We start from the raw sequence: 15,946 nt of genomic DNA on the forward strand, positions 1-15,946 counted from the left end.
GTTCTCGGGCTCGCGACAGCGACGCCGGATCGCGTCAGAGCGCCGCGAGTTCGGTGACGAACTTGGTGCGCAAAAAGGCGTCCAGCCCCTCAATGCCACTCTCGGAGCCGTAACCCGACTCGTTCACCCCGCCGAACGGCGTTTCCGGCGTGGAGACGGCCATGTGGTTGACGCCGACGAGGCCGGCGTCGAGCGCCTCCTCGGTGCGGGCCGCCAGCGCGCCGGAACGGGTGAAGACGAAGGAGGCGAGGCCATAGGGCAGCGCATTAGCGCGCTCGATTACCTCGTCAAAGCCCGAGAACGAGGTGAGCGGGGCGATCGGGCCGAAGGGCTCGTTTGACATGATCGCCGCATCGGCCGGCACGTCGGCGAGCACCGTCGGGGCGAAAAAGTGGCCCTGATTGCCGATGCGCGTGCCGCCCAGCTTCAGGCTCGCGCCCTTGGCGACGGCGTCGTTCACCAGTTCCTCCATCGCCGCGAGGCGGCGGCGACCGATCATCGGCCCCATATTGGTGCCGGCGTCGAGACCGTTGCCAACCTTCAGCGTGGAGGCCAGCTCGACGAAGCGGGCGACGAAGGGCTGGTAGATCTGCTCCTGGATGAAGAAGCGCGTCGGCGAGGTGCAGACCTGGCCGGCATTGCGGAACTTGAACGCCACCAGCGTGCGCGCGGCCAGCTCCAGATCGGCATCGCCATGGACGATGACCGGCGCATGGCCGCCCAGCTCCATGGTGCAGCGCTTGAGCGTATCGGCCGAAAGCCGGGCGAGTTCCTTGCCCACGGCGGTGGAGCCGGTGAGCGTCACCGCCTTCGGGATGGGCGAGGCCAGCAGCACGCGGCTGACATGGGCCGGCGCGCCGAACACCACATTCAGCACGCCCGCCGGCAGGCCCGCCTCCTGGAAGCAGCGGGCGATGGCGACCGCCGTGCCGGGGGTCTCTTCCGCCGGCTTGATGATGATCGAGCAGCCCGCGCCGAGCGCGCCAGTGATCTTGCGGATGACGTTGGAAGACGGGAAGTTCCAGGCGGCGAAGGCCACCACCGGGCCGACCGGCTCCTTCAGCACCATCTGGCGGACATTGGCCATGCGGGCCGGCACGATCCGTCCATAGGCGCGCTTGCCCTCCTCGGCATACCAGCGGGTGGCGTCGGCGGCGAACTGCACCTCCGGCACCGCTTCGCCGAGCGGCTTGCCGTTCTCCAGCGTCAGGATGCGCCCGATGCGCTCCTTGCGCGCCTCGATGAGATCGGCCGCCTTCATCATCAGCGTGTAGCGGGCCTGCGCGGTCATCGCCTTCCACACTTTGAAACCGCGCTGCGCGGCGTCGAGCGCGCGGGCGAGATCGGCGTCGGAAGCGTGCGGCACGGTGGCGAGCACCTCGCCCGTCGCCGGGTTTTCCAGCGCCTCGCTCTTGCCCTCGGAGCCCTGGCACCAGGTGCCGTCGATCAGCAGCTCGATGGTTTCATCATAGGTGGAAAGGTCGGTCATCATCGTCTCCAGGGGCCCGGGGAAGAGGCGGGCCGATTGTTGGCCTCAACGGCAGAGGAAGCCGTCAGGCAGGGGGTCGCCGTGGGCGAGCACGAAACGATGCTCGCCGGTGATATGGGCAAGGCCGATGATGTGCGGCCGGATGGCACCGGTCCGCCCGTCGACCGCGCGCGCGGTGGCGGTGAAATCGACGCCGAGAATGTTGCGGGTGCGGATCGGCTGGTCGAGGCGCAATTCGCCGCGCGCTACCATCTGCGCCAGCCTGGCGGAAGAGCCGGTGCCGCAGGGCGAGCGGTCGAACTTGTTGGATTCCAGCACCACCAGCTGGCGGCTCACCAGCCCCTCCTCGTCCGCCTCGGTCTCGTAGAACAGGATGGAATCGACCGGGCGCGCGGCGCCGGGCACACGGCCCTCATTGATGCCGGCGTTGAGCGCCGCCTTCAGCGCGGCGCCGACGGCCATGGCATGGGACACGCCGGACGGCGCCAGCTCGACGCCTGCGGCGCGGGCGGCGATGAGGCCGTACCAGTTGCCGCCCCAGACCACGTCGGCGCTGACATTCAAACCGGCGGCGCTGACGGGCACATTGCAGGCGGCGACATGGGCCGGGACATTCTCGAAGGTGACGGCCGCGACCATCCCCTGTTCGCGGCGCACATGCACGGTGATGATGCCCGCCGGCACTTCCAGCGTGAAGGAGGAGTGCGGCGCGTCGGCCGGGCCGATCAGGCCCATATGATCGAGCGTGACCGCGAGCCCGATCGTCGCGTGGCCGCACATCTCAAGATATTTGTAGCTGCCGAGGAAGAAGGCGCCGAAATCCGCGCGCGTGCTCTCGGTCATGACAACGCCGACCATCGCCGCATGGCCGCGCGGCTCATGCAGCAGGAAGGTGCGCAGCGGATCGAAGCGGGCGCGGAAATCTTCTGCCCGCGCCTCCACCGTGTCGCCCTTGAGCGGCGGCACGCCGCCGGTGACGACGCGGGTGGGGTGGCCCGCCGTGTGGCTGTCGATGGTCGAGATCCAGCGCCTTATCGTCATGGCGGGCCCCTCTCCTAGCGGCCGGACTTGATGGTGTCGGCGATCTTCTCGCCGGCCATGATCGTCGTCAGCATGGTGTTGGCGCTGATGACAGCCGGCATGATCGAGGCATCGACCACCCGCAGCCCCTCGACGCCGATCAGGCGGGCGGCGCTGTCGACCACGGCGCGCGGATCGTCCGGGCGGCCGATGCGGCAGGTGCCGGAGGCGTGCCAGCTGCCGCAGGCATTCTCGCGGATCCAGGCGCGCAGCCCCTCGCGGTCGGCCATCATCTGCTTCGCCTTGAGGCCGGGGGTGATGACATTCTCGATCATCAGTTTGCGCGCCAGCGGCCCGGTGCCCATGATGCCGGCGGCCATCAGCGTCATGAACCAGTTGGTGCGGCTCACCGCGCCGAGCTTGCGTACCCGCTCGGAGAAGGTGGCGGGGAAGATGCTCTCGATCACCCCGTCCATCGCCGGATCGGTGACGATGCCCCAGAGCCGGTGCATGCCGTCCTCCAGCCGCGCGAGGTCGCGCTCGTCGGAGAGCTGGCGGAAATTGACGAAGGGCGCGGTCGCGGCGTCGCGGCCCTGCAGCCGTACCTCACCGGTGGAATAGGGCCGGTTGACGCAGACCAGGATCGAGGCCAGCCGCCGGCCGAGCGGGTGCCAGGCCGCACGGTTGGAGGGCAGCACGAACATGTCGCCCGGCGTGGTCTCCGGCAGGCCGGACGAGTAGCGATAGCCGAGCTGGATGTGGCGGCGCTGGCTGGCCGGCAGGCGCGCGGCTTTCGGCAGATAGGCGGCGAAGGCCACCATCGGGTGGTCCTGCAGGTTCTGACCGACGCCGGGCCGGTCCGCCCGCACAGCGATGCCGAACTCCTTCAGATGCGCCGCCGGGCCGATGCCGGCGCGCAGCAGATGGGCGGGGGTCTGCAGCGCGCCGGTGGAGAGGATCACCTCCCGCGCCTTGAGCGTCACCGGCCCCTGCGGCCCCTGCGCCTTCAGCCCGGTGACGCGGCGGCCCTCGAACAGCAGCTCGGTCATCTCGGTTTCGGCGAGAATGGTGAGGTTCGGCCGGGCGCGCACCTCGCGGGTGAGATAGGCGCGGGCGGTGGAGACGCGCTGGCCGTCCACATTGTTGATGGTCATCGGGAAATAGCCGTCGTCGAAGACGCCGTTATGGTCCCGGATATTGGCCACGCCCTTCTTGTCGAGCACCTTCGCCACGGTCTTCGCGAAGGGCGACCAGTCCTTTTCCGGGATGCGGCGCAGCGGCAGCGGGCCGTAGCTGCCATGCAGCTGGCTGTCGCCATAATCGAGGTCGGTTTCCAGCTTGCGGAAATAGGGCAGCACATCGTCCCAGCCCCAGCCCTCGGCGCCGTCCTCGCGCCAGTGCTCATAGTCCCAGGGCACGCCGCGAAAGGCGAACTGGCCGTTGATCGAGGTGCCCCCGCCCATCACCCGCGCCTGCTCGTAGCGCCGCCCCGCCGCGCCGGGCTTGGGGTCGTTGAGGTGGATGGACAGGTTCTGCCAGTGATAGAGCCGGTTGAAATAGGCGACGATCGGATAGGCATCGAGCGTGTCGGCCGGCTCCGCGCCGGGCGGCGTGTCGCGCCCGGCCTCGATCAGCGCGACCTGGAGGTTCGAGGCTTCCGACAGCCGGCTCGCCAGCACGGCACCGGCCGCGCCGCCGCCGACGACGATGTAGTCATATGCGTGTTCGGACATGTTCTCAGCCGTGATTGAGCCAGACGGTCTTGAAGCGCAGGAAGCCCTCAAGCCCCGCGCGCCCCATTTCCTTGCCGAAGCCGGAGCCGGCGAAGCCGCCCTGCGGGGTGGCGAAATCGGGCTGGCGGCCATGGCCGTTGACCCAGACCGTGCCGGCGTTGAGGCGGGCGGGCAGCGCCAAGGCCTTGGCGGCGCTGGTTGTGTAGAGGCTGGCGGCGAGCGCGTAGCTGGGATGGTTGGCCATCGCCAGCGCCTCGTCCTCGTCGTCATAGGCGTAGACGGAGAGCACCGGGCCGAAGAATTCCTCGCGGAAGCCGACCGAGCTGTCGGGCACGCCGGCGAGCACGGTCGGCTCGACATAGGCGCCCGAATTCATATTGGCGCAGCGCCGGCCGCCGGTAAGCACGGTGGCGCCATCGGCCACCGTTTCGGCCAGCATGCGGTCGATGCGCGCCGCCTGCTTTTCGCTGATGATCGGCGGCAGGGTCGCGCGCGTGTCCCAGGTGGGGCCGGCGACGCGCGCCTGCGCGATGCCGATGATCTTGTCGGTGAGTTCGTCCAGCAGCCGGCGCGGCGCGATCAGCCGCGTGCCGGCGGTGCAGACCTGGCCGGCATTGGCGAGGAACCCGCCGGCGATGGTGGCGGCGAGCGCGTCGAGATCGTGCGCGTCGTCCATGACAAGCTGGGGCGTCTTGCCCCCGAGTTCCAGCGTGAGCGGCTTGGTGCCGGTCATCGCCGCATCCGCCATCACCCGCGCGCCGGTGGCGGAGGAGCCGGTGAAGGTGATCTTGCCCGTGAGCGGGTGGCGCACCAGCGCCGAGCCGGTGGCGCCCGCGCCCTGCACCACATTGAACAGGCCGGCGGGGAGCCCCGCCTCGATCGCGAGCTCGGCGATCATGACCGCCGAGGAGGGCGTCAGCTCGGAGGGCTTCAGCACCACCGCATTGCCGGTCGCCAGCGCCGGCGCCGACTTCCAGATCGCGTTGATCGCGGGGAAGTTGAACGGGGCGATGGAGGCGATGACGCCATAGGGTTCGGGCTTGAGGAAGGTGGTGCCACTGTTCGCCCCGGCGATCAGCGAGCCCTCGATCTTGTCGGCCCATTCGGCGAAATAGCGCACGGCGCCGGCCGCGCGGACGAGGTCGCGGGTGATGACATCGGCCACCGGCCGGGTCGTCGTCGCCGCTTCCAGCCGCCCGAGCTCGGTGCGCCGCGCGTCGATGAGGTCGGCCCATGCCTTCAGCACCCGCGCCCGCTCCAGCGCCGTAGCGGTGGCCCAGCCGGAGGCGGTGCGGGTCTTGGCGGCGCTGCGCATCGCCGCGTCCACCAGTGCCTCGTCCGCCGCGCGGATGGTGCCGATCGCCGCGCCGTCGGACGGGCGGATGAGCGCGATTTCCGCGCCGTCGCCGGCGACGCGTCGCCCGTCGATCAGGTGATCGGTGATCGCGGCGACGCCATTCGGGTCGAAATCGTGGGACATGTGCCTCTCCTGAACCCGTTTCCTCAGACGCCCGTCAGGCGGAAGCCCTGCTGGAACGGGTCATGGGGGTCGAGGAAGAAGTTGAAGCTGCCGGTGAGATAGGCCGAGCCGGTGACGGTGCAGCGGATCGCCGGCAGGTCGCCGACGGTGGCCTCGCCATGGATCTCGCCGGTGAAGACGGTGTCGAGGATGCCGGCATGGCGGAAGGTGTCGCCGACCTTCAGCTCGCCCTTGCCGTGCAGCATCGCCATGCGCGAGGCGGTGCCGGTGCCGCAGGGCGAGCGGTCGATCACGGTGGGCGGGCAGACCACGACGTTCTTGCCGTCGAAGCGCACGCCATCGCCGTCGCCGACGATCTCGATCTGGTAGATCTCGTTGACATGGGCGAGCGTGGGGTGCTGGACCGGAATGTCCTTCAGCCCGGCGCGCAGTTCCGCCGCCGCGCTCACCAGCGCCCAGGCATTGTCGGTGGTCAGCTCAAGGCCGAGGTCGGAGCCCTTGACGATGAGATAGAAATCGCCGCCGAAGGCGATGTCGGCGCGCACCTTGCCGAAGCTCTTGGTCTCGACGACCACGTCGCGCTGGTAGAGGAAGCTCAGCGGCATCTCCAGCGTGACGGAGACGGCGCGGCCGTTCTCCACCTTCACCCGCGCCGGAACGACGCCCGCCGGGGTGTCGAGCCGCACCAGCGTCTCGCCTTCCTGCGCAGTGATGTAGCCCGCTTCCACCGCGATGGTGGCGACCGCCATGGCGCAGTGGCCGCACATAGGCGGATAGGTATCGGGCTCAAGGATGAGCATGCCGATATCGGCGTCGGGCGAGCAGGCTTCGGTGAGCACGGCGGCCGGCATGTTGAACGAGCCGCGCGGCTCGAACAGCACGAGCTGGCGCAGCCAGTCGCGGCTCATCAGGTCGGCGCGCTTTTCCACCATGGTGGCGCCGCGGATCGGCCCGAAGCCAGACGTGATGAGGCGCAGCGGGCAGCCGGCGGTGTGGGAATCGATGCCCTGGATGATGCGGGTCGAGCGCATGATGATGTCCGTTCAGGCGAGCGTGGTGATGAGGGAGGAGACATCGGCCTCGGCGAGGATCTTCGCCACGCTGGCCTGCTGCGCGTCGGTGAAGGGCAGCAGCGGCTCGCGCGGAATGCCGACCGGCTGGCCGAGCGCGTTCATCGCCGCCTTGATGCCGGCATAGAAGCTGCCGCTCTTGAAGCAGCGATAGATGGCGAACAGCGCCGGCTCCAGACGGTCCGCCGTGGCGGCATCGCCCGAGGCGCAGGCGTCGAAATAGGCGCGCACGAGGCGGCCAGAGAGCTGGTGCGCCATGGCGACGACGCCGACCACGCCGAGCGGCAGGGAGGAGCGGATCATCGTCTCATAACCGACAAACACCGCCAGCTCGCCCTTCACCTTCTGGCACAACTCGGCAACCTGCTGGATGTCGCCGGAGGAATCCTTGATGGCAACGACGTTCGGAATCTCGGCCAGCCGGGCGACGAGATCGGGCGTGATGTTGACGCCGATGCGCACCGGGCTGTTGTAGAGCATGACCGGCAGGCCGGAGGCGGCGCAGATGCGGCGGTAGAAATGCTCGGCCTCGCGCAGGTCCGGCTTGGCGTAGATCGGCGGCAAAGCGAGGATGCCGTCGCAGCCCGTCGTCTCGGCGGCCTTGGTCAGTTCCAGCACCACGTCGGTGTGCAGGTCCGAGACGCCCGCCAGCACCGGCACGCGGCCGGCGGCGACCTTCACCGTCGCCTCGAACAGCTTCACCCGCTCGGCGACGCTCATGGCGTAGAACTCGCCGGTCGAGCCGCAGACGATGAGGCCATCGGCGCCATTGGCGATGTTCGCCTCGGCCAGTTCCTCGAAGCGCGGGAAGTCGATGGGGCCTTCGGCCAGGAAGGGGGTGACGAGGACACTGTGGATGCCCTGCCAGTTGGTCTTGGTCATGTGCGGTCTCGGCGTTTGAACGGGGGTGTCGGGACAGAGCGGGGGCGTGGCACGCGCGGGGGCATGCATCGCCGGTCAGGTGGTTCGGGGAAGCGCCGGCCGGCGCGTCAGGTCTGCAGCAGCGGACGCATCAGTTCGGCGGTGGCATGGAAGCGGTTGACGAAGGTGCGCACGCGCTCATTGGTGGGGTGGAGCAGCACTTCCTGTGGGGTGCCCTGCGCGCAGATGGCGCCTTGATCCAGGAACACCACGCGGGTGGCGACCTCCAGCGCGAAGCCCAGCTCATGGGTGACGACCAGCATGGTCATCCCCTCGCGGGCCAGCGTGATCATTGTGTTGAGCACCTCGCCGACCAGTTCCGGGTCGAGCGCGGAGGTCGGCTCGTCGAACAGCATCAGCGAGGGGCGCATATTGAGGGCGCGGGCGATGGACACACGCTGCTTCTGCCCGCCCGAGAGCCGGCCGGGCATGCGGTCGGCAAATTCCGCCATGCCGACCTTGGCCAGAAGGTCGAGGGCGCGGGCGCGGTTGCTGGCGTCGTCCTCGCCCAGCACGGTGCGCGGGCCTTCCATCACATTGGCCAGCACGTTCATGTGCGGAAAGAGATTGAACTGCTGGAACACCATGCCGACGCGGCTGCGCATGGCGGCCACCTCGCGGCCGCCGATGCGGGCATTGTCGTGCCCGTCCGCCGCCCGGTCGAAGATCGGCGAACCGTCGATGGCGATCCGGCCGGAGCTGGGATGTTCTAGCAGGTTGACGCAGCGCAGCAGCGTCGTCTTGCCGGAGCCGGACGAGCCGAGCAACGCCACCACTTCGCCGGGATAGACGGTGAGGTCGATGCCCTTGAGCACTTCGTGCGAGCCATAGGACTTGCGCACCTGGCTCACCTCGACCAGCGGCGTGGCATCGGCGGGGGAACGGGTCATGGTTCGCGCCCTCTCACTGGGAGTTCATCTCGAGCCGGCGCGCGAGATAGTTGGAGGGAATGAGGATGACGAGGAAGATGATGCCGACCACCGTGTAGACTTCCATCGGCCGGTAGGTGAACGACGACACGTAGCTCGCCTGGTAGAGCAGGTCCGGCACCGTCAGCACCGAGAGCAGCGTGGTGTTCTTCATCTGGATGATGGTCTGCCCCGCCAGCGGCGGGATCATCTGGCGGAAGGCCTGCGGCAGGATGATGCGGCGCATCGCCTGCCAGGAGCGCATGCCAAGCGCTTTGGCGGCATCGGCCTGTCCATGGTCGAGCGACTGGATGCCGGCGCGCAGGATTTCGGCATAGTAGGCGCCGCCATAGAGGCTGAGGGCGAGAATGCCGGCCGCCTGCTTGCTGATGTTGATGCCGGCGAAGATCGGCAGCGCGTAATAGCTCCACAGCAGCCAGACCAGCAGCGGCACGTTGCGGAAGAACTCGACGAACAGCCGCCCGACGACGCGCAGCGCCTTGATCGGCGACAGCTGCACCAGCGCGATCATCAGCCCGATGATCAGGCCGAGAACGCAGGTGATCACCGTGTATTCGAGGGTGACGACCAGTCCCCAGGCGAACAGATGGGCGTTTTGGGTGATGACGGACCAGTCGAACACGGCGCAGCGACCTTGCGGGGAGGGAAAGGCCGGTGCCGGCGGCGGGCGCCGGCACCGTAGGTGACGTCGACGAGGGGGACGACGTCAGAAGTTGAATTCGGCCGGCAGCACGGAGAGGTCGATGCCGCGCGCCTCGAAGGCCTTGCGCAGCTTGCCCTGGGCGAGACCGAGGGCGCGCTGCTGGTTCACCCAGTTGGTGAGCCAGTTCTCGTAGCCCTCATTGCCTTCCTCGCGGCGCATGCCGATGGTCGCCGGGTTGAGCAGCATCGGGCTCGGCAGAATGATCTGGCCGCTGATCGCCTTGGAGACGTCGATGGCGTCGAACACGGCGAGGATCATCGCGTCGGCGCGGTTGGCCTGCAGCTCCATGATGCCGAGCGGGCGGTCTTCCACCACGATGATGTTGGCCTTGGGGGTCAGCGCCTCGGCGACGACCTGCATCGTGCCGCCCTTCTGCACCACGATACGCACCGACGGATCGTTCAGCTCGGCCCAGGTCTTCTTGGCGAAGCCCGGCTTGGTGACGATGGCCCAGGCATCGGTGAACAGCGGCACGCTGAGATAATCCACCACGAGGCCGCGCTTCGGGTTCGGGTTGAGGCCGAAGGCGATGTCGATCTTGTTGGCCTGGAAGTCGGCGGCGAGGTTGCCCCAGGTGGTCTCGACCGGCACGACCTTGACGTTCAGCAGCGTGGCGATGTCGTTGGCCCATTCGACGTAGAAGCCGCTCCATTCGCCGGTGTTGCGGTCGCGGATATAGCCGGGCTCCTCGCCGATCATGACCGGCACGCGCAGCTCGCCGCTCTTGCGGATGCGGTCGAGCACGAGGTTGGGATCGGCGGCATAGGCGGACTGGAAGGTCGAGAGCGCCAGCACGACGGCGCCCACGAACATCAGGACGAAAGAGCGGAAAAGCGAGCCGGCGGCCGGGGACGGCCGGATGGACGAGGCGGTGATCATCGTCGGTTCCCTGTGTCTCTGGTTTGGTCTTGAGGCGGAGGCCTATCGCAGGAAGCCGCTGCCGAGGGGATCGCCCACTTCCTGGATGAGCGTCGCCACGGCCTTGAGATGCGCGCGTCCCGTGATCCGGGTCGTGACCGCGACGGCGCCACCGGCACCATGGGTCGTCGTGATGAGTTCGCCCGCGAGGTGCCCCCCGAACAGGCTGACGGCTTCCAGCCGCGCGCCTGGCGCCGCCGCGCCCTGGGCACCACGCAGCGCCAGCAGGCAGGCGAGGCCCGCCACGCCGGGAGAGCGGTCGAATTTCTGGCGATCAATCGCGAGGAACTGACGCACGGCGCCGCCCTCGCCCGCGCCATGGAACAGCACCGCATCGACCGCCGGCTGCGCGCCGCGCCGGCGCGGCAGCGCCTCATTGAGATGGCGGCGCAGCGCGTCGCCGACGGCGAGCAGATGATCGATGCCGCTGACGTCCAGCCTCAGCCCGGCCGCGTCGGCATCGACCAGCGCGTAGCAGTCGCCGCACATGGCGATGGCGACGTCGAGGTCGTGCCCGCCGACGCGGGCATGCCGGCCGGTTTCCGCGACGATGGCGGGCGGCATTTCCAGCGCGATGGCGTCCGCGTCGCCCTCGACCCCGACATGCACGGTGAGGATGCCGTCCGGCACCTCGATTGTGAAGCGCGGGTGACGCGACAGACGGCCAAGCGCGCGCAGCGCCGCCGTGTAGCCCATGATCGCGTGGCCGCACAGGCCGGGATAGCCATAGGACGAGATGAAGAAAGCGCCGAAATCGGCGGCGCTGGACGCCACCGGCACGAGGCCGAAGGCGCCGGAATGCCCGCGCGGCTCATGCAGCAGCATCGGCCGCAAACTGTCATAGCGCTCGGCGAACTGGCGGGACTTACCGGCGACGCTGTCGGCGTCGAGGCCTTGCAGCGGCTCGATGAGAATATGGGTGGGATGGCCCTCGGTGTGGGTTTCGATGACGCGGTAGGTGCGCGCGCCCTGCGGCAGCTCCAGGCTCAGCGCCCCCTCGCCGATGCCGCCGCCGAGGCCGGCGCCCAGCCCGAGCCGCCGGTCGGTCTTCTCGAAACTCATGGTCGACAGGCGGTCGCTGTCGGTGTTGATCCACAGCACCTTGGCCGGCACGTTGCCGGTGTTGCGCCAGCGATGGGCGATGCGGCTGTTGAAATAGGCGCCGTCGCCGGGGTTCAGCACCTCGGCATCGCGGTCGGCCAGAGCCAGCTCCAGCGAGCCTTCGAGCACATAGATCAGCTCCTCGCCCTCATGCGCGTAGAAGCCGTCGCTCTCGCGTTCGGGGTCGATGGTCCAGACCTCAGCGTCCATCAGGCGCTGCGAAACGGTGAGCTGCTCGATGGTGACGCCGGGCCCGAAGGACCCGACGATGCGCCCCTGCCCGTGCCGCACCACCGGAAAGTCGCGCCCCTTGGTGCCGCCCAGCAGTTCCGCCAGCGTGCGGCCGAACACTTCGGCGATGGCATTGAGCCGAGCGGGCGAGAGGAAGGCCACGCCGCGCTCGAACATGCTCAGATGCGAGGAGGCGATGTCCGTGCGCTCCGAAAGCTCGCGCAGCGACATGCCGGCCTCCTGCCGCAGGCTGCGGACGCGCGCGCCGAGATGATTGAAGGCGGCAACCGGCGCCGTCTCGCTCTCGGGGGCCGCGCTCGCCTCTTCCTCGCTTTCGAGGAAGCGGCGGATGCCCGACAGGCTCTGCCCCTCGACCCGGCGCATGCGGTCGATGCGGCGGATGCGCTCGATATCCGCCTCGCCATAGGAACGGTGGCCGCCGGAAGACTTGGTGGATGTGAGAAGCCCCTGGTTCTCCCAGGAGCGGATGGTCGAGACGGCGACACCCGTGACCTTGGCCACGTGACCAATCGAAAAGGGGAAGCGGGTGGCGGCCGTCTTGGACATCTCGATCTACATACCATCTATAGAAATAGCGAACATGTGCAGACGGTATGTGGATTTATTGAACGAGTCAATCGGGTCCTATGGATCGTGGACCCCGCTGGGTTGGTGAGCCCAACGGGGCCTCCGAAGCCGCTGACGTCGCTCGATTGTTCTTGATTTGTTCGGCGCCTTGGCGCCAGAGTGCGGCAACTCGGGAGTCGCGCATGACGAAGAAGACCTTTTATGTCGTCCAGCCCTTCGTGGCCGGCAAGCGCGGGGCGATCAAGGCCGGCATCCCGATGGAGGTCCGCAACGCCGCCGATGCCGAACGCATCGCCGAGCGAATGAGCCTGGTGCAGATCGGCGCCATCGCCTTCTCGACCGATGTCGAGCCCGAGAGCGGCGACGCCGATCCACCTGTTCTCATCGCCCGCTTCGGCCAGGTGCCGGACGGGGTGCTGGATCCCAGCTAGAGGTCACTCGCGCGTCTCAGGGGGCAAGCGCCGGCGCAAGTGCCGGTGCGGAGGCCGGCGGCGCCGCCTGCGAAACGCGGCGCAGGCGGTAGACGGCGGCGGGCGGCAGATTGGCCAGCGTTCCACCGAGACGTTCGGCTTCCAGCCCGAGCGAGCCCAGAAGGTGCGACGGCACCGGGCAGCGGGGACCGTAGGTGAACTGGTAGAAGGCGCCGTCCGGCCGCATCTTGTCGAAGGCGCCCATCAGGATCGCCCTCACCTTGCGCGGGGCGATGGACAGCAGCGGCAGGCCGCTGACCACGGCGCCGGCCGGCGCGCCGTCGAACAGTTCGACGGTGTCGAGCCGCGCGGCATCCATCCACAACGTGCGGGCGGCGGGGTAGCGGGCCTGCAGCGCGACGGCGAATTCCGAGCCGAACTCGATCAAGGCGAGGTCCTCCGGCGGCACCCCGCGCGCGATCAGCGCCCGGGTGAACGCCCCGGTGCCCGGCCCGAGCTCGATCACCGGCCCGGTCTCGCGCGTGATCTCGCAGGTGATCAGCCGGGCGAGCGCGCGGCCCGAGGGGGCGATGGCGGCAACGCGCAGTGGGCTGCGCAGCCATGCCTGGAAGAAGCCGAGCGTCTCGGCCATGCGCTGTGGGTGCATTGCAGTGTTCCAAACCTGGTTCTGTGGCAGGCGGCGCCGTCGAGGGTGCCGCGTCGCGAGGGGGGCTTCGCCGCCAGTTCCGGCAGCGCAACGGGCTATCGGTGCGGGCGCGCGGGTTCATCGCCCGCGCCGAAGGCACGGACCCGAAATCGGCTCGGATTGCGTCGTTCAGCGGCGCGCGAAAGTGGCAGCGATGCGCCGGTTGGCGACCAGCATGGCCAGTGCGGTGGCCACGCTCGCCAGCGGGACGATGAGCAGGCCGAACGCAAGGCCATCGGGAATCTGCGCCGCGCTGGCGGCATCGCTGACGAGGCCGACGATCAGCGGACCCAGCGCCGGCCCCATCAGGCCGGAGCCGACCATGACGATGCTGGTCGCCTGCGCCTCCCGGCCCTTGCCGGCGACCAGATGGGCGGCGCCGAAGGCGAAGGGCAGCATGAAGGCGAAGGACAGCATCCCCGGCACCAGCAGGGCGACGGAAAGCCAGCCGATCGGCGCGAACAGCGCGGCGGTGGTGGTCACGCTGGCGATCAGGAACAGATAGGCCGGCGGGCCCAGCACCCGGCCTGTGCCGGACTGCACCGCGCGGTCGAACATGCGCCCGCCGGTCACGGCGCCGACAATGCCCATCAGCCCCTGCAGCAGCCCGAAGGCGAGCCCCGCCTGGCCGGCGGTGAAGCCGTGAATGCGGATCAGGAACGGCCCGGCGAAGGCGTAGAACGGCGCCGAGGCGAAGCCGACCGCGATTGCGCCGACGAACAGCCAGCGGAAGGCGGGGGCCGCCAGCCGCCGCGCACTGGAGCGCAGGAACGAGTCGCCGGTCGCTGTGCTCTGGCGCAGCGGCGGGGTCGGGCCGATGACCAGCAGCACCAGCAGGGCGATCACCCCGCCAATCGCGCCCGCCCCGATCAGCACCGCGCGCCAGCCCAGCTGGTCGGCGATGGCGCCGCCGGCGGCGAAACCCACCATGGCGCCGAGCGGCAGGCCCATGGCGAAAAGCCCGATCGCGAGCCCGCGCCGCTCCGGCCTGATCGTGCGGGCGATGATGGCATGGCCGGCCGGGAAGGCGCCGGCCTCGCCGGAGGCGACGCCGAAGCGGGTGAGGGCCAGGATGAGGAAACTCGCTGCCACGCCGCCCAGTGCCGTCATCGCGCTCCAGGCGAGGATGCAGGCCACAAGAACGAAGCGCGGCGAGCCGCGATCGGCGGCCCGGCCCAGCGGCAGGGACAGCAGGGTGTAGCAGATGGCGAAGGGAATGCCGGTGAGCAGGCCTACCTGCGTGTCACTCAGGGAAAGCTCCGTCTTGATCGCCTCCGCCATAATGAAGGGCAGGATGCGATCGGCCTGTGAGATCGCGCTCACGAGGAAAAGTGTCAAAAATGTAGCATAGACCTGCCACCCGCTCACGTATTCGCTACCGGATTCGGCGGATGGACAAGGGATATCCTTTAATCCATCTATTGATCTCACGGCACTTTCCGTCATCCTAGGCAGGCTCCTCAGCTTATGTTCGCAGCAATAAGCTAAAAGGAGTGCCCCATGATCAGAATGCCCGAAATCTCAATAAACTTGCCTATTCCTGCAGGCCCCCCTGCCCGTTCGGGGCAAAGGGGCGGACCGGGCAGGTCGCGCAACGAACCGGAGGCGTGTGTGCCGTCAGCTCTTCTTGAGGCCGTCACGGCGTATATCGACCGCAGGGGCGGCGGGCAGGGCCTGTTCCCCACGCCCATGCCGGGGGTCAACATCATCCGTTCCTTCCAGGAAGTGATGCCCCACCGGAAGATCTATCAGCCCTCGCTCTGCATCGTGCTGCAAGGGGCCAAGCAGATCCTCTTCGGCACCGAGACGCTGGACTATGGCGTGATGGAATGCCTGGTCGTGAGCATCGCGCTCCCGGGCACGGGCCGGATCGTCAAGGCCAGCGAGACCGAGCCCTTTGTCGGCCTCACCGTCGATCTCGACGTCGCGGTCGTTCGCGACATGGTCGAGCGGCTGGAATCGCTTCCGCACGCCCCCGCCAGCGGCGGCCCCTGCGCCTTCGTGGCGCAGATCGACGGACCTTTCGCCGAGTGCATCCAGCGTCTGGTGCGGATGGCCGACAACCCGAAGGCCGTTCCCATCCTGTACCCAACGGTCATGCACGACATCTGCTACTGGCTGCTGAGCGGTCCGCATGGGGCGGAGATCTGCAAGCTGTCGCTGCCCGCCTCGAACACCGAGCGTGTGGCCAAGGCCATCCATCTGCTGCGGGAAAACATCGCCCAGCCCATGCGGGTGGAGCAGCTGGCCGAGGCGGCGGGGATGAGCCCTTCCTCCTTCCACCAGCATTTCAAGGCGCTGACCTCGATGACGCCGCTGCAATACCAGAAGCAGCTGCGCCTGCTGGAGGCGCGGCGACTGATGGTGGCGAATGCCGCCAGCGTCGCGGATGCCTCCTACAAGGTCGGCTATGAGAGCGCCTCGCAGTTCAGCCGGGAGTATTCCCGCATGTTCGGCATCGCCCCCAAGCGGGATGTGCTGAACCAGCATCGCCTGTATCGCTCGCTCACCGGCCGCGACATGCCGACCTCCCCTGTCTCGCCGATGGGCCCGGCCGCCGCGCCCGCCTGACAAGCCCGCCCGCCTTCCCCGCGCCGACCGCGCCCCGTCGTCAGCCCGCCCGGCCTGACGGCGGGGCGTTTTTTGG

Annotated in this window: 14 protein-coding genes; 2 read left to right on the forward strand and 12 right to left on the reverse strand. The window is 68.6% G+C overall.

All coding sequences use genetic code 11. The features are described 5' to 3' along the window. Positions 1-34: 34 nt before the first annotated feature. The 10 genes from BLO63_RS03955 to BLO63_RS04000 form a co-directional block, all read right to left on the reverse strand. Positions 35-1,489, reverse strand: coding sequence for an NAD-dependent succinate-semialdehyde dehydrogenase (locus tag BLO63_RS03955; RefSeq protein ID WP_091436877.1), 1,455 nt, complete (start codon positions 1,487-1,489; stop codon positions 35-37). Positions 1,490-1,534: 45 nt separating this feature from the next. Then, positions 1,535-2,530 (reverse strand): proline racemase family protein, encoded by a 996-nt coding sequence (locus BLO63_RS03960; RefSeq protein WP_091436878.1) that lies wholly within the window; start codon positions 2,528-2,530, stop codon positions 1,535-1,537. Between the two features lie 14 nt (positions 2,531-2,544). Next, positions 2,545-4,242, reverse strand: coding sequence for a GMC family oxidoreductase (locus BLO63_RS03965; protein WP_091436879.1), 1,698 nt, complete (start codon positions 4,240-4,242; stop codon positions 2,545-2,547). Positions 4,243-4,246: 4 nt separating this feature from the next. Beyond that, a complete protein-coding gene (locus BLO63_RS03970; protein ID WP_091436880.1) occupies positions 4,247-5,722 on the reverse strand; it encodes an aldehyde dehydrogenase family protein in 1,476 nt (491 codons plus the stop codon). A 23-nt stretch (positions 5,723-5,745) separates the two neighbouring features. Next, the gene (locus BLO63_RS03975; RefSeq protein ID WP_091436881.1) at positions 5,746-6,753 is read right to left on the reverse strand and encodes a proline racemase family protein; all 1,008 of its coding nucleotides are present in this window, start codon (positions 6,751-6,753) and stop codon (positions 5,746-5,748) included. A 12-nt stretch (positions 6,754-6,765) separates the two neighbouring features. Then, positions 6,766-7,674 (reverse strand): 4-hydroxy-tetrahydrodipicolinate synthase, encoded by a 909-nt coding sequence (gene dapA, locus BLO63_RS03980; RefSeq protein WP_091436883.1) that lies wholly within the window; start codon positions 7,672-7,674, stop codon positions 6,766-6,768. Between the two features lie 107 nt (positions 7,675-7,781). Further along, positions 7,782-8,603 (reverse strand): amino acid ABC transporter ATP-binding protein, encoded by an 822-nt coding sequence (locus BLO63_RS03985; protein ID WP_091436885.1) that lies wholly within the window; start codon positions 8,601-8,603, stop codon positions 7,782-7,784. A 13-nt stretch (positions 8,604-8,616) separates the two neighbouring features. Beyond that, positions 8,617-9,264 (reverse strand): amino acid ABC transporter permease, encoded by a 648-nt coding sequence (locus BLO63_RS03990; protein WP_091436886.1) that lies wholly within the window; start codon positions 9,262-9,264, stop codon positions 8,617-8,619. 84 nt (positions 9,265-9,348) lie between these two features. After that, a complete protein-coding gene (locus BLO63_RS03995) occupies positions 9,349-10,224 on the reverse strand; it encodes a transporter substrate-binding domain-containing protein (protein WP_091436889.1) in 876 nt (291 codons plus the stop codon). A gap of 42 nt (positions 10,225-10,266) precedes the next feature. Then, positions 10,267-12,162, reverse strand: a complete 1,896-nt coding sequence (locus tag BLO63_RS04000) for a proline racemase family protein (RefSeq protein ID WP_091436890.1) — start codon at positions 12,160-12,162, stop codon at positions 10,267-10,269. A gap of 203 nt (positions 12,163-12,365) precedes the next feature. Here BLO63_RS04000 and BLO63_RS04005 point away from each other — a divergent pair, with 203 nt between their 5' ends. Then, entirely contained in the window at positions 12,366-12,614 is a 249-nt protein-coding gene (locus tag BLO63_RS04005; RefSeq protein WP_018390826.1) for a hypothetical protein, read from the forward strand. Positions 12,615-12,630: 16 nt separating this feature from the next. On the opposite strand, the gene BLO63_RS04010 is transcribed toward BLO63_RS04005, so the two are convergent. Further along, complete coding sequence (locus BLO63_RS04010; RefSeq protein WP_091436892.1) at positions 12,631-13,245, reverse strand: class I SAM-dependent methyltransferase; 615 nt, start codon at positions 13,243-13,245, stop codon at positions 12,631-12,633. A 183-nt stretch (positions 13,246-13,428) separates the two neighbouring features. Then, the gene (locus BLO63_RS04015; RefSeq protein WP_205409246.1) at positions 13,429-14,745 is read right to left on the reverse strand and encodes an MFS transporter; all 1,317 of its coding nucleotides are present in this window, start codon (positions 14,743-14,745) and stop codon (positions 13,429-13,431) included. Positions 14,746-14,910: 165 nt separating this feature from the next. On the opposite strand from BLO63_RS04015, the gene BLO63_RS04020 reads away from it, so the two are divergent. Further along, positions 14,911-15,870: an AraC family transcriptional regulator gene (locus tag BLO63_RS04020; RefSeq protein WP_091436894.1), complete on the forward strand. Its 960-nt coding sequence runs from the start codon at positions 14,911-14,913 to the stop codon at positions 15,868-15,870. The last annotated feature ends 76 nt before the right edge of the window (positions 15,871-15,946 follow it).

The organism is Ancylobacter rudongensis, assembly GCF_900100155.1.
Taxonomy (GTDB): domain Bacteria; phylum Pseudomonadota; class Alphaproteobacteria; order Rhizobiales; family Xanthobacteraceae; genus Ancylobacter; species Ancylobacter rudongensis.